This is a genomic window from Nitratireductor basaltis (assembly GCF_000733725.1).
GTDB lineage: Bacteria > Pseudomonadota > Alphaproteobacteria > Rhizobiales > Rhizobiaceae > Chelativorans > Chelativorans basaltis.
In genome coordinates, this window is sequence record NZ_JMQM01000001.1 from 1,119,553 (window position 1) to 1,140,909 (window position 21,357).

Consider the following 21,357-nt stretch of genomic DNA (forward strand, 5'->3'; position numbering starts at 1 on the left):
GCGCGCAAGGGGCTGACGGTGATGCGCTCAGTGTGGGATGGAAAGTGTCCCCACATCGGGATGGATCTCAGCAGCCATGAGTCCCTTGCCGCTGTCACCGTAGCGGACGAGAACGACCTGCCCCGGACGAAGCTCCGTTACACCGAAGCGCCGGAGCGTCTCCATATGGATGAATATGTCTTCGGTACCCTCGCCCCGAGTGAGAAAGCCGAAGCCTTTGGTTCGGTTGAACCACTTCACCAAAGCGCGCTCGAGGCCGCTTTCCGGCGTGACAGTGACTCGGGTCCGTTGCGCCTGATCTTCCGCAGGTTCGCTGGCCGTCGAGGTGTCCATGGAGATCAGCTTGAATGCCTGCAGACCACGTTCCCCGTGACGGGCAAGGCACTCAACGCGTGCACCTGACAGAGCAGTCTGGAAGCCATCACGGCGCAGGCATGATACATGCAGCAGAATATCGCCCATCCCAGGCGTGTCGGGCAGAATGAAGCCAAATCCCTTGGCGACATCGAACCACTTGATCGACCCGGTCACCTCAATGATGTCCGAAGTCTCACGTTCAGCGCCCGCCCCCCGGGCCTGATTGCTCTCTGCAAGCCCACGTCTGCTCGGGGAATTATCCTCCATCCGTTTAGCCTTCCCTCAGGTCCACAGGACTGATTCTGTTTAGTCAGGATAGCACCGCGTCTTCGTGACTTAGCAAGACCCGGCTGCCGCTTTTCAACAATGGTCGAAGATAGAGGCGGGAGCGCCCTTAATGTCTCATAAGCAACGGAGATTTTTTGTTTGGCCCGATCATCACCCACCACTTATGGTGCGCGCTTCTCTCGGCAATGAGCAGGAAAGGATTTTTGATGCGGTATCTGCACACTATGGTGCGTGTGAGCGATCTGGATGCATCGCTCGACTTCTATTGCAACAAGATGGGCATGGTTGAAGTTCGCCGAACCGAGAATGAGAAGGGACGCTTCACATTGGTTTTCCTGGCAGCGCCGGAAGACAGGGAAAGCGGCGAGAAGACCAAGGCGCCATTGCTCGAACTCACTTACAACTGGGATCCGGAAACCTATAGCGGTGGCAGGAATTTCGGCCACCTCGCCTATGAGGTGGATGATATCTATGGCCTGTGCCAGAAGCTCATGGATGCCGGCGTCACCATCAACCGACCGCCCCGGGACGGCTACATGGCATTCGTGCGCTCGCCCGATGGCATCTCCTTCGAACTGCTTCAGAAGGGTGGTGCCAAGGAGCCTCAGGAACCATGGGCGTCCATGGAGAACACCGGCAGCTGGTAAGCTGACCTTGGTGCAATAAAGCATCTCGACGAGACAGGCCCCCACAAACCGGTTTTGTGCGGGGCCTGCTTTGTATCCGCCAGGGTGCATGGTAACAGCAAGTGACGGTGAGGTACGGAGGAACCTTGATGAAAGACGTTCTGATCGAATTGGAGCGGCGCAGGGCAAATGCCCGTGCAGGCGGCGGACAGAAGCGCACCGACGCACAGCACTCGAAAGGCAAGCTGACGGCCCGTGAGCGCATCGAAATCTTTCTGGACGAGGGTTCCTTCGAAGAGTTCGACATGTTCGTCGAACACCGCTCCACCGACTTCGGCATGGAGAAGACGCGTATAGCCGGTGACGGGGTCGTTACCGGATGGGGTACGGTCAATGGCCGCACCGTTTTCGTATTTGCCAAGGACTTCACGGTCTTTGGCGGATCGCTTTCGGAGGCGCATGCCGAGAAGGTGATGAAGGTCCAGGACATGGCGCTCAAGAACCGGGCGCCGATCATCGGATTCTACGACGCTGGTGGAGCGCGCATCCAGGAAGGCGTTGCAGCACTCGGTGGCTATGCCGAGATCTTCCAGCGGAATGTGCTGGCATCCGGCGTTATCCCGCAGATATCGGTGATTATGGGCCCATGTGCAGGTGGTGATGTCTACTCCCCCGCGATAACCGACTTCATTTTCATGGTCCGCGACACTTCATACATGTTCGTGACCGGTCCTGACGTGGTGAAGACGGTAACCAACGAATCGGTGACTTCGGAGGAACTGGGCGGTGCCTCGATACACACGACCAAATCATCCATCGCTGACGGGGCTTACGACAACGACGTCGAGGCCCTGCTGCAGATGCGCAGGCTGATCGATTTCCTGCCTGCCTCCAATACGGCAGCCTTGCCGGAAATCGAGTATCAGCAATCGGTGACCGAACCGGACTTTTCGCTCGACCGCCTCGTTCCAGAAAACGCCAACAAGCCCTATGATGTGAAGGAGTTGATCCTGAAAACCATCGACGAGGGCGATTTTTTCGAAATCCAGGAAAGTTTCGCGCGGAATATCGTCACCGGGTTCGGGCGCATCGAGGGGCGTACGGTCGGTTTCGTTGCAAACCAGCCAATGGTTCTGGCCGGTGTTCTGGATTCCGACGCTTCACGCAAGGCAGCGCGTTTCGTTCGCTTCTGTGACTGCTTCAACATTCCCATCGTGACATTTGTCGATGTGCCAGGCTTCCTGCCCGGCACCGCCCAGGAATATGGAGGCCTGATCAAGCATGGCGCCAAGCTGCTCTTCGCCTATGGTGAAGCAACGGTGCCCAAGATCACCATCATCACACGCAAGGCATTCGGCGGCGCCTATGACGTCATGGCATCCAAACATCTTCGCGGTGACATGAATTATGCCTGGCCAAGCGCGCAGATCGCCGTGATGGGGGCCAAAGGTGCGGTCGAGATCATCTTCCGCAAGGATATCGATGATGCTGAAAAGATCGCTGCGCATACCAGGATGTACGAAGAGCGATTTCTCTCGCCCTTCGTCGCCGCGGAACGCGGTTATGTGGACGAAGTCATCATGCCGCATTCGACCCGACTGCGGGTCGCGCGGGCACTGAAGCTTCTTCAAAATAAGGATCTGAAAAATCCATGGAAGAAGCACGACAACATTCCGCTGTGAATTTCCCCATGTGCAGACGGACCACCTGTCAGGCGGGAGAGCGGTCAAACAGTACAGCTGCATTCTGGCGAATAGCCGCAGACAGGACGTGAACTTCATAGTCGAGCAAAAGACCGTCCGCCATCGGATAACGCTGCAGCATTTCGTTTGCGATCAGGGGGACATTCACATGGCCCGTATTTATCGAGGCAAGATCAACGACCAGATCGAGATCGCGAAAAAATTGCTCCGACGTTGGCGCAGTCATAGCAGCCTCCAGTTCAATGAGCGGTGCGATGATACTTCACCGCTCAGGCTCATATGATATCTGGACCCACAATTTTAAACAAGGGAAAAGAATTTATTTTCAATTAGTTAGCACATACACCCTATATCGCCTTCTGAACAAGATCAGCCAAATGAGTAAGTTTAGACATTGGACGGTGCGCAATTGTTGCGTAGAATGAACTCAAAAGGTTTGCGTAGGTCCCAGGGGCATTCGAGTTGGCAGCTTTAGGTCGCGACGAGCGTCTCCAGATCATGCTTTCCGCTGAAGAGCTGAAAGCACTCGAGGATTTCCGTTTCGAAAACCGCATGCCTAGCCGTGCAGCAGCCGTACGGGAACTCCTGCGCCGAGGTCTTCACGCAGGCGGATTTCTCCCCCAGACGGAAGGGTTTCGCTCCCAGGATTTTGGCGTTCTGGACGATGAGGCAAGCAGCGGGGACTCCGAAGCGTGAGCTAGAACGCCTTCGGTGGGACGAAAAGGCAGATCGTTTTCGTGTCTGCCTTGCCTGAAATCGAACACCAGTGAAAGACGCCGTCCGGTGAGTGACGAATACGCTTGTCATCGTATGAGATGATCTCGCCGGTCGTCCTGATGACATAACCCTCAGCACTTTCATTCACCATTCTGGCGGGAACTTCACGGCAATCCTTGTTCGAACAGCAGGCATAGGGATAGCGCCAGCCGGTTTTCGCTTCGTGAGCCCCTACCCCATCGCCGGCAAGGAAAAGGCAACTGATCGAGATCAGGATGGAAGATCGCCTGTGCACGGATAATCTCATGGCACACCTCAAGCCATAAGCCCCCGCGACATTGATGCTGGACCGTGATGCTTAACGAGCAGTTAACGACCTTGAGCCGTGTACCAAAGCCGTGTGCACCACGATTGACTTTTGCGAGTGTACGTTGTCGGTTGCGCGGCAGAATTTAAAACAGGCGGTATGGCAGAAATGATTGCGACAACGACGAGCAGGCCTCGCATGACAAAGACGGATATTGCACGCCGCGTATACAATCACACCTGGAAGCTCGACCCGATCTGCCGCAGTCTTCTGGACACCGACTTCTACAAGTTGCTCATGCTCCAGATGATCTGGGGTTTGTACCGGGACGTGGACGCGACCTTCACGCTTATCAATCGCAACAAGACGGTGCGCCTGGCCGAGGAAATTGACGAAGGTGAACTGCGCGAGCAGCTGGATCATGCCCGCCAATTGCGCTTCACGAAGAAGGAGATGATCTGGCTTGCCGGTAACACCTTCTATGGCAAGAAGCAGATATTCGAACCCGACTTCCTTGAATGGCTCGCAGACTTTCAGCTTCCTGAATACGAACTATCGACACGTGACGGGCAGTTCGAGCTGAATTTTCACGGCCGGTGGATGGAAACCACCATGTGGGAGATTCCCGCACTGACCATCATCAACGAATTGCGGTCGCGTGCGGCTATGCGCTCCCTTGGCCCCTTCGCACTTGATGTGCTTTACGCACGCGCCAAGGCGAAAGTCTGGTCCAAGGTCGAGCGCCTGAAGACGATCCCCGATATTCGCATTTCCGACTTTGGCACCCGCAGGCGCCATTCGTTCTTGTGGCAGCGCTGGTGTGTTGAAGCGCTCAAGGAAGGTATCGGCGACTCGTTCACGGGTACTTCCAACGTCCTTCTGGCCATGGATAGTGATCTTGAGGCACTCGGTACCAATGCTCACGAACTCCCCATGGTTCTTGCTGCACTGGCCGAGAGTGAAGAAGCGTTGAAACGGGCGCCCTATGACGTTCTGAAGGACTGGCAAAGCTATTATGGCGGTAATCTTCTGATCGTACTGCCAGATGCATTTGGCACGGAGTCCTTCTTGCAGAACGCACCTGACTGGGTCGCCGACTGGACGGGTTTCCGCCCCGACAGCGCCCCACCCATCGAAGGGGGCGAGCGGATCATCTCCTGGTGGAAAGATCGTGGACGCGATCCGCGTGAAAAACTCCTGATCTTTTCGGACGGCCTGGATGTGGAAACGATCGAAGAGGCCTATCACCACTTCAAGGAACGCGTCCGGATGGCTTTCGGTTGGGGCACCAATCTGACGAATGATTTCGAGGACTGCGCTCCGATGGCCAATGATCGCCTTAACGCGATCTCTCTCGTGTGCAAGGTCAGCCAGGCGAACGGCAAGCCCGCGGTAAAGCTGTCGGACAATCCGGCGAAGGCTACCGGCGATCCGGAAGCGATCCGCCACTATCTGGAAGTGTTTGGCGACACCAACCGCCAGGAGCAGAAAGTCAGCGTGTAAGCGCTGGCCTATTCCTGCTCCAGCATCTCTTTCACGACAGTTGCGAGCTGCTTCAATGAGAAGGGCTTTGGCAGGAAGCCGAATTTTGCGCCTTCTGGAAGATTCTTGGCGAAAGCATCTTCAGCATAGCCCGACACGAAGATGAACTTGATGTCAGGCTGCAACTTCAAGAGTTCGGTCAGAAGTGTCGGACCGTCCATTTCGGGCATCACGACATCGGAGACGACGATATCGACCTTTCCTTCAAGCTCGTGGAAGATTTCGAGCGCTTCGGTGCCCGATGTCGCCTCATGTACCTCGTAGCCGCGCGATGAGAGTGCCCGGACACTGCCCATGCGCACAGCGTCTTCGTCTTCAACCAGAAGAACCCTGGCACTTCCCGACAGATCCTTCCTGGCGGATGCGGCCTGCTGGGCCTGCTTGGTTTCGACCGCTGTCTGCTCCGCCGAGATTTCGGCCGCCGTTGGCACGTGGCGCGGCAGGAAGATACGGAAGGTCGTGCCGACGCCGACCTCTGAATCACAGTATATGAAACCACCCGTCTGCTTGACGATGCCATACACCATGGATAGGCCAAGCCCGGTTCCCTTGCCCACTTCCTTGGTCGTAAAGAACGGCTCGAAGATCTTTTTCAGCGTCTCCGGCTCAATGCCGGTTCCCGTGTCGGTAACTTCAACGGCGACATAATCATCGGTGACGAGCCCGCGATACTGGAACCCGGCGCATTCCTCGGAGGTGATGTTGCGTGTGCGCACCGACAGTGTGCCGCCATCGGGCATGGCGTCCCTTGCATTGACAACCAGATTGACGACAACCTGTTCGAACTGACCGATATCCACCTTGACCGGCCACAAGTCCCGGCCGTGCTCGATGGATAGATTGATCTCGGTTCCGACCAGTCGCGAAAGCAGCATGCGCAGGTCAGCCAGCACATCGGTGAGGTTCAGAACCTCAGGCCGCAAGGTCTGGCGGCGCGAGAACGCCAGAAGCTGGCGGACCAGAGACGCCGCACGATTGGCGTTTTGCTTGATGTTCATTATGTCCGGGAATGACGGGTCCGACGGACGATGATTGGTCAGCAAGAGGTCGGATGCCATGATGATGGCGGTCAGGACATTGTTGAAATCATGTGCGATACCGCCGGCAAGTTGTCCGACCGCCTGCATTTTCTGGCTCTGCGCCATTTGGGCCTCGAGGGCCTTCTGCTCGGTGGTTTCAACCGCATAGACGATCGCAGCCTCTTCGACGCCTTCGCCTCCGGTCTGATCAGCTACCGCATTCACGTAGAAGCGCATATGGCGCTCCTCGTCATCAGGCAGAACCGTATCTATAGGTGAAATGTCGGCCTGACGCTGTTTGGCTTTTTCCAGAGCGACTTCGAATGCCTCTCGATCACGCTGGTGCATGACCGTGTCGAGGCGGATGCGGCGTTCCAGGGAATCGTTGTCTACAATGCTGCCGAACAGTGAGTGGAAGGGCGCATTGGTGCGCAATATGCGCCCATTGGCATCCACGCTTGCGATCGCCATGGGCGTGGAATTGAAGAAACGTGTGAAACGGACCTCGGAGGCACGCAGATCGGCAGAGGAATCTTCGCCCAAGGTACGATTGAGTACTATTGTTCGCGTGGGCCCGGGATAGCCTTCACGGCTCGATGTGACCCGGTGCATGAAGCGCACCGGCAGAGCCTCGCCGCTCATGGTCGACAGATCGAGATCGATGACCGCGTTGCGCGCCGTGCCGTGTTCGGCCTTTACAGCCTGTATGAGGGCAATACCGTCTCCGGCCACGAACTCGGAGAGTGTCAGGGAACCGGGAGCGAAATTGGCGAGATCAACGCCCAGCCACTCCGCAAGGGTGGCGTTGATATAGGTGACACGCCCTTCTGCATCGGCGGCAAAGAAACCTGCAGGCGCATGGTCGAGATGATCGATCGCCTTTTGCAGATCAAGGAAAAAGCGTTCCTGCTCTGCCCGTTCTGCGGATATGTCGACCAATTGCCAGGCGTTGAGGGGCTTGCGGTGCCCAGGCACCTTGAAGACACGGGCCAAGGCGCGATACCAGCGCGCGGTCGGCTCTGCTCCGGGACGGATCGGACGTGAAAGACGAAATTCACCGTCAGCGGACTTACCGTCGCGCAGTGCCAGTGAAAGGCGCTCGATTGTGGGCGATGCCTCTGCATTGTCCGACAGGATGGCTTCGGCGGTTTTCACATCCGCAGCAGATGTCGCGCCCGTCAGCTCTGCATAGGCGCGATTCGCATACATGATGCGTCCCTTGGTGTCGGTAACCACGAGACCTTCATCCATGGAATCGACGAAATGCTTGGCGAGTTCATCACCGGTCGAACGAGGAGCAAGCTGAATGAAGCCAATGGCGCTGGCGAAGAGATAGCCAATGCCGACCATTGCCAGGATGCCCAGAATTCCAAGGAAGAACTCCTCGCCAAGACTTTCCTTGAATAGTGCGAAGAACAAGGCAGCGCCCGTCAGCACCATTATGAAGATGATCAATCGGGCAATTACGCCTGGACGTGATCCCTGATCGATGATCGGGGCCGTCTCAATATCGACACCAGAATGTTTGGCCATCCGTTCCCTGCCTGTCGCGCCGACTGATGGCGGCCCTGTTTCTTTGGCTCTTTCGCATATAACAGGGCCTCAATAGCGCGCAAGGTGGCGCGCCTGTAAAGGCTGGGTATGGTAAGCTCGGCGCAAGTATTTGATCTTGCCGCTCCTGAGGTGGCGACCTACCCTGTTTGAGCATTTGATCGGAGAGGCGCGATGCAGGACTGGCTAAGTACTATGAGCAACAACGCTTTGACTGGAGCAATTCTGTGGACACTCGCGGCCCTTGTCGGTCTCGCACTGATCCTGGCAGCGGTCCGGTTCATGCGCGGTTCCCGCCAAGGCACCTATGTTGCTGGCGGTCGCAACCGGCGTCCGCGACTGGCTGTCATCGATGCCACACCCGTCGACACCCAGCGGCGCCTGGTGCTTATTCGGCGCGACCATGTGGAGCATCTCGTTCTCATCGGCGGACAAAGCGATCTGGTAATAGAGCGCGGCATACCCATTGCGCCTCAACCGCAACAGGTCGCACCTCCCCCTCAGACAGCAGCTGCCGTCCAGCGTCCAATGCCCATGGAGCCCGCCTCCCCTGAGCCAGTGACATCTTATAGCGAGCGTCCCATTGTCCAGCCGGAGCATGTGGCGCCTACGGCCAGTTCCAATGTCGCCGGCGGTGTCGCCGCTGGCTCCGTCGCAGCTTCGGCAGCCTCGGCACAAGAGCGACAGGAAAGCCTTGAGCCGGCGCCGATGAGTGCGCGCGAGGTATACGAACAGCAGGCGGCCGAGCTTCGCGAACGTGAGAGGCAGCAGGCTTCAGTCGAACCGGAGATGGAACAGCAACAGTCGCTCCCAAGCCACTCCGTAGCGCCACCGAGCGAGGAAGAGGCCATCGCCAATCAGGATACAGCCTCTGAGGAAGCGGTATCAATCGGGACAGACATGTCCTTTGCAGAAGAACCACGGATCGATTTGCCAGAGCCGCAGCAGGAATGGGCATCGGTCTCGCGCGCTGAACCCTACTTCACCATGCCCGCCCCTGATCAACATCCATCTGACGCGGCACCCGATGCCCCTCATGAACAACCGGCATTTGTTGATCAGCGGGCTGAAGCGGCACACACCGGGCAGGACATGGAAAGCCATGTCGCAGTCGAGCCAGAACCGGCAACGGCAGATGAACCGCAAGCCGAGTTGGACGAGAACGGCGAAGAGGACCCGGATCTGACGCTTGAGCGCGAAATGAGCCGTCTGCTGGATGATCTGGGGGACGATCGCAATACGCGTAGCTGAAATGAAGCCGCGGTCAGGTGCCGCGGCTTTCATCATCCAAAGGTGAGCGGAAGAGCTTACTTGCCCGCGAGCTTGCGCAGCCTTTCACGCAGTTGCCTTCCCCGTCCTTCACGCGTGGACTGCCTTGCGCGTCCGAAGGCCAGCGCGTCATCCGGCACATCCTGCGTTACGACACTGCCCGATGCCACATAGGCACCTGCGCCGATCCTGATCGGAGCAACCAGGGAGGAATTCGTGCCGACAAACGCATTGTCGCCGATTTCGGTCCGGTGCTTGCCGAAACCGTCATAATTGCAGGTGATGGTTCCAGCGCCGATATTCGCACCTGCCCCGACATCCGCATCTCCGACATAGGATAGATGTGGCACCTTGGCGCCCTCACCGATGCGTGATTTCTTGATTTCGCAGAAATTGCCGATCTTGGCATTTTCCATGACTTTCGCACCCGGACGCAGGCGGGCATACGGGCCGACCTGCGCTCCTGTAGCCACATGCGCATCTTCAAGATGCGAAAACGCACGGATAAGGGCGCCTTCTGCTACTTTCACGCCGGGTCCGAAGAAAACGTTTGGCTCGATAACCGCGTCCGCTCCGATCTCGGTATCGTGAGCGAGATACACGCTGTCCGGCGCAAGCATGGTGACACCAGCCAGCATCAGTTCCTCGCGCCTGCGGTTCTGCCAGATTGTCTCCGCCCGAGCCAGTTCCGCGCGGTTGTTCACGCCCAGCGCGTCTTCCTCGTCAGCTTCCACCGCACGAACATCAAGTCCCGCCGCGGCAGCAATGGCCACGATGTCCGTCAGATAGTACTCCCCTTTTGCATTGTCATTGCCGATCTGGTGCAGCAATTCCAATGCATGCGCACCGGACAGTGCCATCGCGCCGCCATTGCAGAAGGTGATGCGGCGTTGCTCGTCCGAACAATCCTTTTCCTCGCGGATGCCAACCAACGCACCGCCATCTTCCAGAAGTCGACCATAGCCATGGGGGGTCTGAGTGCGGAAACCCATGACGGCTACTTGGGCGCCCTGCGCCAGTGCCATCCGCATATCGCCAAGCGCCTCGGGGCGAATCAGCGGTGCATCGCCGAATAGGACAAGGATGTCGTCGAATTTCTTCTCAAGTGCCGGTCGGGCTGCCAGGACGGCATCAGCCGTTCCCAGCTGCTTTTGCTGCAAGAAAGTAGAAATGGCAGTACCGGCTCCCAGGCTATCCGCCGCCGCTGATACGCGGTCGGCGCCGTGACCGAGTACAAGTGCGATCTCATCGCTGCCGCTGCTGCGGGCACTTTTGATCACGTGACCGAGCATTTCCAGGCCAGCCACCTTGTGAAGGACCTTGGGCAGCGCGCTTTTCATGCGTGTGCCTTCACCTGCGGCGAGAATGATTGTGAGACAGCTTCGGTTCGACATGCAGGCTCCGTTCAGCAAGGATCAGACAATGCGTTGCCTTTAGCGCATTCCACCTGCATTTGAAATTTTCTTCACATCCGTGCAGCTGCAGAATTGCTCTCAGCCGAGCGCTCCAAGCGCTGGAAAGGTCTCGAGCAGCCAGAATGCGGCTGACTGGATACCACCGGTCAGAAAGAGAACGCCTGCTATGACCAACAGGCCGCCGATGATTCGTTCAACGCTTCCCAGGTGACTGCGAAAACGCTGCAGGAACGCCATGAACTGACCGGAAAAGAGCGCGGCTATGAGGAAAGGTATGCCAAGACCGGCGGAATATACAGCCAGGAGAAGCGCACCTTCGCCGATCGTGCCGCGCCCACCTGCGAGCGTCAGTATAGGCCCGAGAACCGGACCTATGCAGGGTGTCCAGCCAAATCCGAATGCGAGACCCATCACATATGCGGAGGAGAGGCTGGCCGGCGTGCCGCTGGTCTGGAATCGCGCTTCGCGTGAAAACAGCGATATGCGCAGCACACCCAGGAAATTCAGCCCCATCAGTATGATGATGACGCCCGCCACGATTGCCAATTCCTGCTGCCAGGCACGCAGAAAGGCACCGATGGAGGAAGCGCCGGCGCCCAATGCGATAAAGACGGATGAGAAGCCAAGCACAAAGAACAGCCCCGACCTCAGGAGCGAGAGACGTGCCGCACCGCCCTCGTCAGCTCTGAAATCGTCCAGGGACACCCCTGCCATGTAGCAAAGATACGGAGGCACAAGCGGGAGCACGCAGGGTGAGAGGAAGGACAATGCTCCTGCGATCAATGCACTTGTGTAACCGATATCCAATGCCATAGCGTCGCGCTCGTTCCTCAGCTGCTTTGCGCTCTTCTAGCCAAGGTAAGGCTCCCAAACCAATCACTTAACTGTGGCCAAATGCTGCACCACCGACTGCTTGTTCGGCCCATGGTAAAAGTGGAAGGAATTGAGACGAAGATGGTTGACCGCTGTGCGGTGCCTGACTATGTTCCGCGCACTTTCTCCAGGCAGCTTGCCTTGTGGGAGCGCGTAGCTCAGCTGGTAGAGCAACTGACTTTTAATCAGTAGGTCCAGGGTTCGAACCCCTGCGCGCTCACCATCATCTCCCTGGTTGCGGACAGCCGAATTACGATCTTGTGCAAAGATAGACTTCGCGTTCGGGATGCTCCCTGATCGTGAAGCCTGAGCTTCTGAGCATGGCTTCCACTGCTGCTCGATTGGGGAAGAACCAGTTTGTCGGATCGCCGGCATAGCTGTGCTCGACGAAATGAAGCTTGGGGTAGTCCGGTTTGTCGAATATCTCCCATTCGGAAAACGGATAATCCGCCTCGACCTCGGCCACCGTATTCCAGCCACGCTGCAGGCATTGGAAGAGCATCTTGTCGCCGCACACATGTTCGTGGATCAGATCAAGCGCCAAGAGCGGGTGGCGCAAATGATACAGCACACCCATGAAGATCACGAGATCGAACTTCTCACCGAGTTTTGCCACGTCGTAGACGGACATCTGATGAAGTTCGAGTTCGAAACCCTCTGTCTCTGCAGCAAGTTTCGCCTGTTCGAGGTATCTCGGATCCGAATCGATGCCAACAACACGGCCAGCATTGCGCCGCTTCATCTCCATTGAATAGAAGCCCGCATTGCAACCGATGTCCAGCACGCTGCGACCTTCCAGGTCCTCCGGCAGAATATGTGCGAAATTGGCAAACTTGAACGCCGGGTAGTCGCCCAGAAAATGATCGGGAGCGGTTTCAATTCCTCCGATCTCCATGTTGTGAAACCATGGCCGCAAGGCGTGGATCCGATCCTCCAGTTCACTTGTGGAGATTCTATTGCTTCGCGCAGTCATTTCAGGCTGTTCTCCTGACTTCGCCCGGAGCATTCATGGCGGGCATCCAGTGAATGCCGAGCTCGAGTGCAAAATAGGCAATGGTCGGCTCAAGCCCTTCGACCAGCGGCACCCGCGGCTCCCATCCCAGCAAGGTTTTGGCCTTCGAAATGTCCGGCTGCCTCTTTTGCGGGTCATCCTGTGGGAGCGGATTGTAAACGACTGGACCTGCGGCCGGAACGCGTGCCATTACCAGATCAGCCAGTTCGTTGATGGTGAATTCTCCGGGGTTGCCCAGATTAACCGGTGTCTTCGGATTCGCGTCGATCTGCATCAGAGCGATGATGCCGCGCACCAGGTCGTCGACATAGCAAAAGGAGCGCGTCTGCTGGCCGGTTCCATATATCGTCAGCTGCTCGCCCCTGAGCGCTTGAGTGATCAGATTGGAAACGATGCGCCCGTCGTCTGCCTGCATCCTCGGGCCATAGGTATTAAAGATGCGCACGACCCGTGCATCGATCGAGCCACGTCGCAGATAATCGAATGAAAGGGTTTCGCCGGCCCGCTTGGCTTCATCATAACAGGCGCGCGGACCGGTACAGTTCACATTTCCCAGATAGTCTTCCGGCTGCGGGTGAACCAGCGGGTCACCATAGATTTCACTGGTCGATGCCTGCAAGAAGCGCGCCGCGTTGGCTGCGGCAAGCTCGAGCAGGTTGTTCGTACCCACCACACCGGTCATCATCGTATGCACAGGGTCCTTCTGATATTTCGGCGGGGACGCAGCACTGGCCAGATTGTAGATCTCATCGAAATTGCCCATGCTCGGCAGTGGATCGGTTATGTCAGCTTGCACGAGACTGAACCCAGGGTGGTTCTCCAGCGGGTCGATATTCTGCCGCGCGCCGGTGAGGAAGTTGTCCAGGCAAACTACCTCATGCCCCTGCCCCAAAAGCGCATCACAAAGATGCGAGCCGATAAATCCCGCACCGCCAGCCACAAGGATTCGTTTCTGCTTGAGCGTGTTCCCCATGTCGGCCTCAGACAGCCTTCGCGTAATGAGAAGTTCCGGCTCCTGCATCGCGCAGCGTCGCTACGAGTTCACGCGCGCGGGCCTCCCCGGTATGGTTTTTCAGAACGCGATCTCGGGCCGAATTGCCGATCGCCGCTCTTTCCTCGCGCGTTGAGTTGCAGAGCCAGTCGATCACCTGCCGGGTATCGTCAGCCAGCAGGATCGCCTCTCCTTCCGGTAGAACCTCTTCAATGCCGCGCCAACGATCGCTGATGATCGGTGTCGCACATGCAGCTGCTTCGAAAAGACGGACGCTGGGTGACCAGCCTGCAGCAACCATGTCAGCACGTGTGACATTCACAGTGAATTTCTGACGGCTGTAAAAGGATGGATGTTCTTCCGGCGGAAGGTGATCGATCCTGTCGACGTTATCGGGCCAGTCGATGTCCTTGGGATATTGCGACCCGGCAACGACGAACTTGCGGTCAGGCAGTGCCCGGGCCGGCTCCAGCAGCAACCTGTCCAGAACCGGCTGGCGGTCGGGACTGTATGTGCCCAGATAACCCAGCTCCCACTCGATCGCCTCGCCGGTCGGACGGTAGCGCTCGGCATCCACGCTGCAGTAGAGCGCTTCAGCCCGCTGCGCGCCGTAATCGCGCTCAAGCCTGGTGAGCACTTCTCCACCCGAGAAAGAATAATAGATATCGAAGAACGGCACCTGCCGACGGGCAAGGAATGTTTCTTCCCCGCGATCGAGCGCGGCCATGGTGACCGGCGTATCAATGTCATAGAAGCAGAACAGTCTGGGCTGCATCCGCGCCACCCTGTCGATCACCAACTGTCCATCCGGCACATACGAGCCCAGGATCACCGCATCGGCCGAGACGATTTCCTTCTCGAACCGCGTGATCTCGTCAGCATTCTCATAATAGGAAAGCTTGCAGAATTCCGGGTCGGGTAGGTCACGATGCTCTGCATACCAGGGCACGTCGCGCTCTATGAAGTGGAGTTCATGGCCCTGCGAAGCCAGGCCGCGCATAAGAGAGCGATAGGTCGTGGCATGACCGTTGCCCCATGAGGAAGAGACGGAAAGACCGATGAAGACAATCGAGAGGGGGCGGTTCATTCGGCAGCCTCTATGTGATTGTTGTGCAAATGGTTCTTCAGGATGCGATCGAGCTCCGCCGCCCTGTGGGCATAAGTATGCTCGCGCAGAATGCGCCGTCGGCCGTTTTCCCCGATACGCTTTGCCTCTTTGTCGGTCAGAGACTGAAGGATTTCCGCGACTTCCTGCCCGTCTCGCGCTGCCAGGACCTCTTCACCTTCTTTCAGGAACATATCGAGGCCTTCCCAACTGTCAGTGATGAGACATGCACCGGCACCAGCCGCCTCGAAGACACGTGTTGCCGGCGAGTAACCATTCTGCGCCATGCTTTCACGGCTGATGTTCAACACTGCTTTTGGCGTCACATTGAAGGCGTTGTGGTCCTTGGTCGGAACATGGCCGATATAGCGGATATTGCTCGGCATCGCCTTGTCGCCCCAACCTGATCCGCCAAGGATGAAGCGTTGGGAGGATGCCTGTTCGGCGGCATCGAAGAAGAACTGCTCAACGCGGGCCTCGCGATCGGGAAGACGATTCCCGAGGAAGGACAGATCGGCGGTGAAGCGGTTTTCGGCGCGGACGGGATGATGCGTATCGGGATCGAGCGCGTTGTAAATGGGGATACATTCACGAGCGCCCATGGCGTGGTAGCCGTCAATGACGGGCTTTCCGCCACCATAGGTCAGAACCAGATCCACCTCGGGAATCTGCCGATGCAACGGGTGGGTGCTATGCGACCGCATCTCGGACAAGGTTGCAGGTGCATCCACGTCCCAGAAAATCTTGAGCGATTGGGGATGCGCGGCGGCAAAGACTTCATCGAACAGGGCTTCGTCCTCGAAACCGACGCCGCTGGTCTTCACCACAACGTCTGCTTTCGCGGCTTTTCGGGCATGTTCTTTCAGCGCTTCGGTCGTGCCATCATAAACGACCGAGCGACACCATTCGGGCGGGCAGATATCCCTGTGTTTCTGGCGGTCATAGACATTCGGCTCGTAGAAAGTCACCTGGTGACCAAGCTTGTGAAGCTGACGAATGATGCCCCGGTAGTATGTTGCAGCACCGTTCCAGTAAGACGAAACGAGGCTCGACCCATAGAATGCGATCTTCATCACTCGGCGGCCTCCTTCGGAGCCAGTTGAGTGCGAACGCGCGCGGTACCGTGTTGGCTCAAGACGCTAAGCAATTCGTCCACGCGGTGGGCACAGCTGTGTCTTGTTGTGATTGTCTCGTACCCATTACGCGCAAGTTCGGCGCTGAGTTCCGGATCAGACAGTATGTTTGTCAGATGCTTCCTCATCTCCTGGCCATCGCGAGCGAAAAGGAAGTCCTGGCCGCCTCGAAACAAACCCTCGGTATCTTCCCAGGGTGCCGAAACCAGCGGGATGCCGCAGGCCAGCGCCTCGAACATGCGTATCGTGGGAATGCCGGGCAGTGTTTCGCGATATGGCCGTCTGGGCACATGAACCGTCACGCGGTAGCGGGCAAAGGCTTCCGGAACGTCAGCATTGGCAATCCAACCGCCATAGGTGATGTTGGCTGCCGCCAAGGTTTCTTTGGCTTCCGAGGGATAGCGGACACCCCGGACCAGGGTTTTCAGCCGAAGTGAGCGCGCGGGTTCAATCAGGAACTCGTGAAGTTCCGCCGTTCGTTCATCGTCACCCCAATTGCCGATCCAGATCAGGTCACCATCCTTTGCCGGCGTGTGCATGGGGCGGAACAGCCTCAAATCAGCCGCTTCATGCCAGGTTACCACCTGACTGCCCCATCCCTGCGCCAGATAGCGCTGGCGAAGCGTGTCGCCAAAGGCAAGGATCATATCGTAGTGCTTGAGGGACAGCTCTGCGATTTCGGGTTCGGCCGACACGGCGCGGTGGTGCGTGTCGTGGAAAATCAGAGTGAAATCACTGTTCTGACGGAGGTCCCCCAACCGTTTTACAAGTTGCGGGTCCGTCCATTCGTGCACGACGACCACATCGGCTCCGTCAAGAGCAGCTTCATGGTCGAAGTGTTCATCGTAGAGTGCGCTTTCAAGCCCGGGGAAGTCTTTCAAGAAGCGATCGACCGCCTGCTGGCCCTGATCGGATATCAGGTTCTGCCTGCTCCAGCCATCTGCTGGTTCCAGAGCCACCGCATCGTGCCCAGCATTGACCAGTTCCCTCATGACGCCACGCAGGAAGTGGGCGTTGCCATGGTTCCAGTCCGAGAGAAGCGAGTGCGTATAGAAGACGAATTTCATACGGCCATCTCCACGGTTTCCCCGCACAGTGCCTGGTAGATTTCAATCATCTCGGCGGCCTGGATGTCGGGCGTGTAACGTCTTGAGCGTGCGAGAGCCTTTTGCCCAAGCTCCTCACGAAGTCCGGCGTCTTCAATGAGCCGAGCAAGAGCCCGTTCCAGGCTTTGTGCATCTCTGGGATCGAAGAAGATGGCGCTGTCGTTCCAAAGCTCGCGATAGGTCGCGATATCTGCAAGAACGAGCGCTGCGCCCGAACGCGCACCTTCCAGGGCTGCCAGACCAAACGGCTCGTAGAGCGAAGGGGAAACGACGATCGCCGCACGACCTAGCTGGCGCATCAGGTCGGCATGGGGCACCTCATCGAGATGGCATGCATTTTCGATGGCAACGCTCTGGCCGTTCGGCCCCTCGCCTGCGCCGGCCATGACAATCGGCCAGTCCACATTTGCAGCCGCGGCATCCAGCAATGATGCGTTCTTCGCTTCATCCCACCAACGTGCCGCTGCAAAGATTACCGGATCTTTCTCGGCACCGTTCATGAAATTGCTGAGGCCGTTGTGGACCACCTGGAGCTTGGGAACCACGCCGTAGCTTCCTGCGACGGCCTGCGCGTGGCTTCCACTCGGTGCGATCACTGCATCCGCACGCTCCATTCCGCGCCGGTTCAGTTCTTCAAGCCATTTACAGCTTTCAGGCAGCGGTTCTTTCTTTACCGCATGCCACCAGGTGATCGGACAGGAATGGGAGACGGCCACTACGGGTAGCGACGTGGTGAGACCGGCTGCCTGGGTAGGCATGTTGAGGTGAATGAGATCAACGTTCTCTTCCCGAGCAACACGCTCAATCTCATCAGGCACGCGCGAGAGTGCGACGGCATCGCATACCATCCAGTCGAGCGGCTCATCCAGCCAGATCAGCTTACCCAGACGTTCAGCTTCTCCTGCCTTCTCCCCGCTTGGCCGTGGGCCGAAGCCGAGAAAGGTCACGCGGTGAAACTGCGGACGCAGTGCGCGGGCCAGTTCCATGGCATAGCGCCATACACCGCCCACGGCATCCAGGGTCATGAGGATATGGTAGCCGCCGGGACCGCCGTGGCCAGTCATCAGATGGTGGGTTGCTGCAACGGCTCCGAGTTCAGCTCCGACATGTTTCATGCTGACATCCTCTTCTTGTTATTGTTGTTGATGGTCAGACCGCGCGTGGCACAAAGCCAATCCGCAAGATCCTGCAACCCTTCCCGCCACGCGGTTTGGCTCTGCCAGCCCAGTTCTTTCTGCAGAAGGCGCGTATCGCTCACATAGTAATGCTGGTCGCCCGGCCGCCACGGCTCGCGACCGATATCGGGATCACTACCGGTGATCTTGCCGATTTCATGCAGCACCATTTGCAGGCTGACCGCATTGGCCGGACCGCCGCCCAGATTGTAGGCTTTGCCCGAGATTGCACCGATGTGTTCGGCGGCAAGCCGATAGGCCTTCACCGCGTCGTTGACATGCAGGATGTCGCGCACCTGCTTGCCATCTCCGAAGATGGTGATCGGCTGGCCGTCCAGTGCCCTGATGAGAAAGTGCGCAACCCAGCCCTGGTCCTCTGTCCCGAACTGTCTGGGGCCGTAGATGCAGCTCATGCGCATCACCGCGCTGGGTACTCCGAAGGTCTTTGCGTAATCGAGCACATACTGGTCCGCGACACCTTTCGAGCATCCATAGGGAGTGCAGAATTCCAGCGGCCGCGTCTCTGCGATCCCGTATCTGTGCGTCGACTTGGAAGCAGGGACATAACGGTCCTCCAGCTCGATCATTTCCAGATCCAGGAGTGCCCCGTACACCTTGTTGGTGCTGGCAAAGATTACGGGCGCATCGCGACCGGCGGCGCGCACACCTTCGAGTATGTTCAAGGTTCCACGTGCATTGACCTCGAAATCGCCGAAGGGCTCTTCAAGGCTGGTGGTGACTGCAGTCTGTGCGGCCAGATGGAAGACGACCCTGGCATCCTGAAGTGCGGGCCGTATCGCGTGCATATCGCGAATATCTGCAAGAAGCGGATGGACCCGATCCTTGTGGCGATCCTTCAACCAATTGAGGTTCTGGTCGACGCCGGGGCGGCTGATATTGTCGAGCACGATCACATCGTGACCATCCGCGAGGTAGCTGTCCGCCAGATTGCTGCCGATGAAACCGCTGCCGCCGGTGATGAGTATCGGTGCTGCCTTGGCTCCCCGAGCGGGCGCGGCAAGCCGCGTTACCTCCCGGACCCGTTCGATACCGCCATCCTTGAGCAGCCGCGAAAGAAGTTTTGGCTTCCCGGAATTGTCCACAGCACCCAGATGGTAGTGGCGGACATCAAACCAATGACCTTCCTGGACGGCAATGTCATGGGGGACATCACGCCAGGAGTACCAGTACATGCGATCGGCAGCTGCATCCAAGGCGCTCAGGAACCGTCGCCCCTGTTCCACCTCATCGTTGCGCCAGGTTGAATAGCCTGTTTCGGTTATCCAGATCCGGGCGGCAGGGTTGTAGCGGTCGACAATCTCACGCAGCTCGTCGATATTGCGGTTCCATCCGTTCCAGCTGCCCTCCTCGCTGTCCCAAGTCCCCGGGAACCCATGGATGCCGACGGCTGACACAACATCCAGCAGGCCCCGTTGTCCCATAAGGTCGACCCAGTATGGGTCGAATGGTGAAGGCCCGCCCAGGACGGCCTTCCAGCCACGCTTCTGCGCCCAATAGGCTGCAGCACCGACCATTTCACAGAAGAGCTGAAAGTCCTGATCGATCCGCCAATCCCAATCCAGAAGATTGTTCGGCTCGTTCCACAATTCGATCTCGGTGAAGTGTGCGCCGTAGCGGGTCAGTACATGGTCCACGAAATCTGCGTAGTCCTGCAGCCGCTTTGGCGCGCCTGACGACTTGCCATTGCGTGAAATGGAGGGGGGCGTGTAGTGGACGCAGGGCAGCACCTCGAATTGTTCGGCCAGACGCGGCAGCAGCCAGTCGAACCACTCAGGACCGCCTTGCGCGAGATATTCGGCCCAGGAAAGGTGAGTGCGCAGATATCGAGCGCCGGATGCCTTCAGCTCCGGCAGTATCTGCTCAGTGCGCTCATATTCCCCGGGACGAAACCACTCGACGAACCCGAAGTCTTTCCGCTGACTCATGAAACAAGACCCCGTTCTTCGAGTTGCTTGCGCATCTGGGCCGCATTATCGACGGCTCCGGTCGTCCGCACCCACTCGGCAAACTCGGCTACGGAATCCTCAAGACGGTATCTGGGCTCGAAGCCGAGGAGATCACGAGCCTTTGCGATGTCCGCGAAGCAGTTGCGGATATCGCCTGAGCGCGCCTTGCCCAGGATTTCCGGCTTGACCGCCGACTTGTCGAGCGCTTCCGCGACCAGCTCCGCGACCTGTCGCACGCTATATGCGCGGCCGCTGCCGATATTGATGACCTGTCCGTCCGCGCTTTGGCATTCCAATGCAAGGCGGAACGCGCGGGCAACGTCCTTCACGTGAACGAAATCGCGCTTCTGGTTCCCGTCTTCAAATACCAGCGGTGCCTGATCATTGGCGAGACGTGAAGCGAAATTGGCGAGAACGCCGGTATATGGATTGGAAAGTGCCTGTCCTGCGCCGAACACGTTGAACAGCCTCAGCGCGACGGCTTCCACCGGATAGGCTTGCCCGAAGATCAGCACTTCGCGCTCCTGCGCATATTTGGAAAGCGCGTAGATGGATGCCAGATCGACCGGCTTCTCCTCATCGGTGGGGATGGGCGTCAGTGTACGCCCCGAAGCATCAACCGGATCCCATTGAGCGGCCTGGATACGGTTCCTTGTGCGCCTTGCACGATCGATCCGCCGGCCGTCCTCCGTTTCGTAAAGGCCTTCGCCATAGACACTCATGGAAGAGGCGACGACTATCCGTTTGATCGGGCGGTCGATCATGTTTTCCAAGAGGACGGCGGTGCCGAGGTCGTTCGCGCCGACATAGCGCGAAATCTCATACATGGACTGACCGACGCCGACTTCTGCCGCGAGATGAAGCACACCGTCGACTCCATCCAGTGCCTCGCGCACCAGGGCCGGGTCCCGCACATCGCCAAACAGATATTCCACGCCATCTGTCCTGGCTGGCTGTTCTTCCGCATGTACCTGTTCGACGAGCGAGTCCAGAATTCGGACCTCATAGCCGTTTTCGAGCAATTCAGCCGTCACATATCGGCCAATAAAGCCGCAACCACCGGTAACAAGAACTCGCATCCGCCGGGTGCTCCCAATCGTTTCTCGAAATGTCGGAACAGTAACTGTCGCAGCTTCTAAATGTTCCAGCTGCGAACCATTCCTTGGTGAAGCAGCAGGAACCTTAGCCTCAGACGATGGTT

The 21,357-nt window shown here is 57.9% G+C and carries 19 protein-coding genes and 1 tRNA gene; 6 read left to right on the forward strand and 14 right to left on the reverse strand.

From position 1 onward, the window contains the following. Positions 1–27 precede the first annotated feature (27 nt). On the reverse strand, positions 28–624 hold the full coding sequence (locus tag EL18_RS05325; protein WP_036480569.1) for a cold-shock protein: 597 nt from the start codon (positions 622–624) through the stop codon (positions 28–30). Between the two features lie 227 nt (positions 625–851). Between EL18_RS05325 and EL18_RS05330 the strand changes: the two genes are divergently transcribed. Then, positions 852–1,292, forward strand: coding sequence for a VOC family protein (locus EL18_RS05330; RefSeq protein ID WP_036480573.1), 441 nt, complete (start codon positions 852–854; stop codon positions 1,290–1,292). 128 nt (positions 1,293–1,420) lie between these two features. Next, positions 1,421–2,953 (forward strand): acyl-CoA carboxylase subunit beta, encoded by a 1,533-nt coding sequence (locus EL18_RS05335; protein ID WP_036480575.1) that lies wholly within the window; start codon positions 1,421–1,423, stop codon positions 2,951–2,953. A gap of 28 nt (positions 2,954–2,981) precedes the next feature. Here EL18_RS05335 and EL18_RS05340 read toward each other — a convergent pair whose 3' ends face one another. Then, complete coding sequence (locus tag EL18_RS05340; RefSeq protein WP_036480578.1) at positions 2,982–3,200, reverse strand: hypothetical protein; 219 nt, start codon at positions 3,198–3,200, stop codon at positions 2,982–2,984. A 236-nt stretch (positions 3,201–3,436) separates the two neighbouring features. Between EL18_RS05340 and EL18_RS05345 the strand changes: the two genes are divergently transcribed. Then, the gene (locus tag EL18_RS05345) at positions 3,437–3,670 is read left to right on the forward strand and encodes a hypothetical protein (RefSeq protein ID WP_036480581.1); all 234 of its coding nucleotides are present in this window, start codon (positions 3,437–3,439) and stop codon (positions 3,668–3,670) included. Between the two features lies 1 nt (position 3,671). Here EL18_RS05345 and EL18_RS05350 read toward each other — a convergent pair whose 3' ends face one another. Then, the gene (locus EL18_RS05350) at positions 3,672–3,968 is read right to left on the reverse strand and encodes a hypothetical protein (protein ID WP_051914168.1); all 297 of its coding nucleotides are present in this window, start codon (positions 3,966–3,968) and stop codon (positions 3,672–3,674) included. A gap of 228 nt (positions 3,969–4,196) precedes the next feature. Here EL18_RS05350 and pncB point away from each other — a divergent pair, with 228 nt between their 5' ends. Further along, positions 4,197–5,501 carry a nicotinate phosphoribosyltransferase gene (gene pncB / locus EL18_RS05355; protein ID WP_036484048.1) on the forward strand — a complete coding sequence of 435 codons (1,305 nt, stop codon included), beginning with the start codon at positions 4,197–4,199 and terminating at the stop codon, positions 5,499–5,501. A gap of 8 nt (positions 5,502–5,509) precedes the next feature. On the opposite strand, the gene cckA is transcribed toward pncB, so the two are convergent. Beyond that, complete coding sequence (gene cckA, locus EL18_RS05360) at positions 5,510–8,092, reverse strand: cell cycle histidine kinase CckA (RefSeq protein WP_036480586.1); 2,583 nt, start codon at positions 8,090–8,092, stop codon at positions 5,510–5,512. Positions 8,093–8,305: 213 nt separating this feature from the next. Here cckA and EL18_RS17235 point away from each other — a divergent pair, with 213 nt between their 5' ends. Next, the gene (locus EL18_RS17235) at positions 8,306–9,361 is read left to right on the forward strand and encodes a flagellar biosynthetic protein FliO (RefSeq protein WP_051913783.1); all 1,056 of its coding nucleotides are present in this window, start codon (positions 8,306–8,308) and stop codon (positions 9,359–9,361) included. Positions 9,362–9,417: 56 nt separating this feature from the next. Here the strand turns inward: EL18_RS17235 and glmU are convergent, their stop codons facing one another. Both glmU and EL18_RS05375 read right to left on the reverse strand, forming a co-directional pair. Next, positions 9,418–10,773 (reverse strand): bifunctional UDP-N-acetylglucosamine diphosphorylase/glucosamine-1-phosphate N-acetyltransferase GlmU, encoded by a 1,356-nt coding sequence (gene glmU / locus EL18_RS05370; protein ID WP_036480589.1) that lies wholly within the window; start codon positions 10,771–10,773, stop codon positions 9,418–9,420. A 99-nt stretch (positions 10,774–10,872) separates the two neighbouring features. After that, on the reverse strand, positions 10,873–11,607 hold the full coding sequence (locus EL18_RS05375) for a cytochrome c biogenesis CcdA family protein (protein WP_036480593.1): 735 nt from the start codon (positions 11,605–11,607) through the stop codon (positions 10,873–10,875). A gap of 207 nt (positions 11,608–11,814) precedes the next feature. Here EL18_RS05375 and EL18_RS05380 point away from each other — a divergent pair. Further along, a tRNA-Lys gene (locus tag EL18_RS05380) sits at positions 11,815–11,890 on the forward strand. Between the two features lie 27 nt (positions 11,891–11,917). Here the strand turns inward: EL18_RS05380 and EL18_RS05385 are convergent. Genes EL18_RS05385 through EL18_RS05420 form a run of 8 tightly spaced genes read right to left on the reverse strand, consistent with a single transcriptional unit; the run spans position 11,918 to position 21,235 of the window. Next, a complete protein-coding gene (locus tag EL18_RS05385) occupies positions 11,918–12,640 on the reverse strand; it encodes a TIGR04290 family methyltransferase (RefSeq protein ID WP_051913784.1) in 723 nt (240 codons plus the stop codon). Position 12,641: 1 nt separating this feature from the next. Beyond that, positions 12,642–13,652, reverse strand: a complete 1,011-nt coding sequence (locus EL18_RS05390) for a UDP-glucuronic acid decarboxylase family protein (protein ID WP_051913786.1) — start codon at positions 13,650–13,652, stop codon at positions 12,642–12,644. 7 nt (positions 13,653–13,659) lie between these two features. Then, positions 13,660–14,757: a CgeB family protein gene (locus EL18_RS05395; RefSeq protein WP_036480595.1), complete on the reverse strand. Its 1,098-nt coding sequence runs from the start codon at positions 14,755–14,757 to the stop codon at positions 13,660–13,662. Continuing rightward, positions 14,754–15,848 (reverse strand): CgeB family protein, encoded by a 1,095-nt coding sequence (locus EL18_RS05400; RefSeq protein WP_036480598.1) that lies wholly within the window; start codon positions 15,846–15,848, stop codon positions 14,754–14,756. Before EL18_RS05400 ends, EL18_RS05395 begins: the two co-directional genes overlap by 4 nt. Beyond that, a complete protein-coding gene (locus EL18_RS05405; RefSeq protein ID WP_036480601.1) occupies positions 15,848–16,975 on the reverse strand; it encodes a CgeB family protein in 1,128 nt (375 codons plus the stop codon). The genes EL18_RS05400 and EL18_RS05405 overlap by 1 nt, the downstream gene beginning before the upstream one ends. Continuing rightward, a complete protein-coding gene (locus tag EL18_RS05410) occupies positions 16,972–18,129 on the reverse strand; it encodes a glycosyltransferase family 4 protein (protein WP_244444516.1) in 1,158 nt (385 codons plus the stop codon). The genes EL18_RS05405 and EL18_RS05410 overlap by 4 nt, the downstream gene beginning before the upstream one ends. Further along, positions 18,126–20,135 (reverse strand): NAD-dependent epimerase/dehydratase family protein, encoded by a 2,010-nt coding sequence (locus EL18_RS05415; protein ID WP_036480604.1) that lies wholly within the window; start codon positions 20,133–20,135, stop codon positions 18,126–18,128. Before EL18_RS05415 ends, EL18_RS05410 begins: the two co-directional genes overlap by 4 nt. After that, positions 20,132–21,235 carry an NAD-dependent epimerase/dehydratase family protein gene (locus tag EL18_RS05420; protein ID WP_036480607.1) on the reverse strand — a complete coding sequence of 368 codons (1,104 nt, stop codon included), beginning with the start codon at positions 21,233–21,235 and terminating at the stop codon, positions 20,132–20,134. Before EL18_RS05420 ends, EL18_RS05415 begins: the two co-directional genes overlap by 4 nt. Between the last annotated feature and the right edge of the window lie 122 nt (positions 21,236–21,357).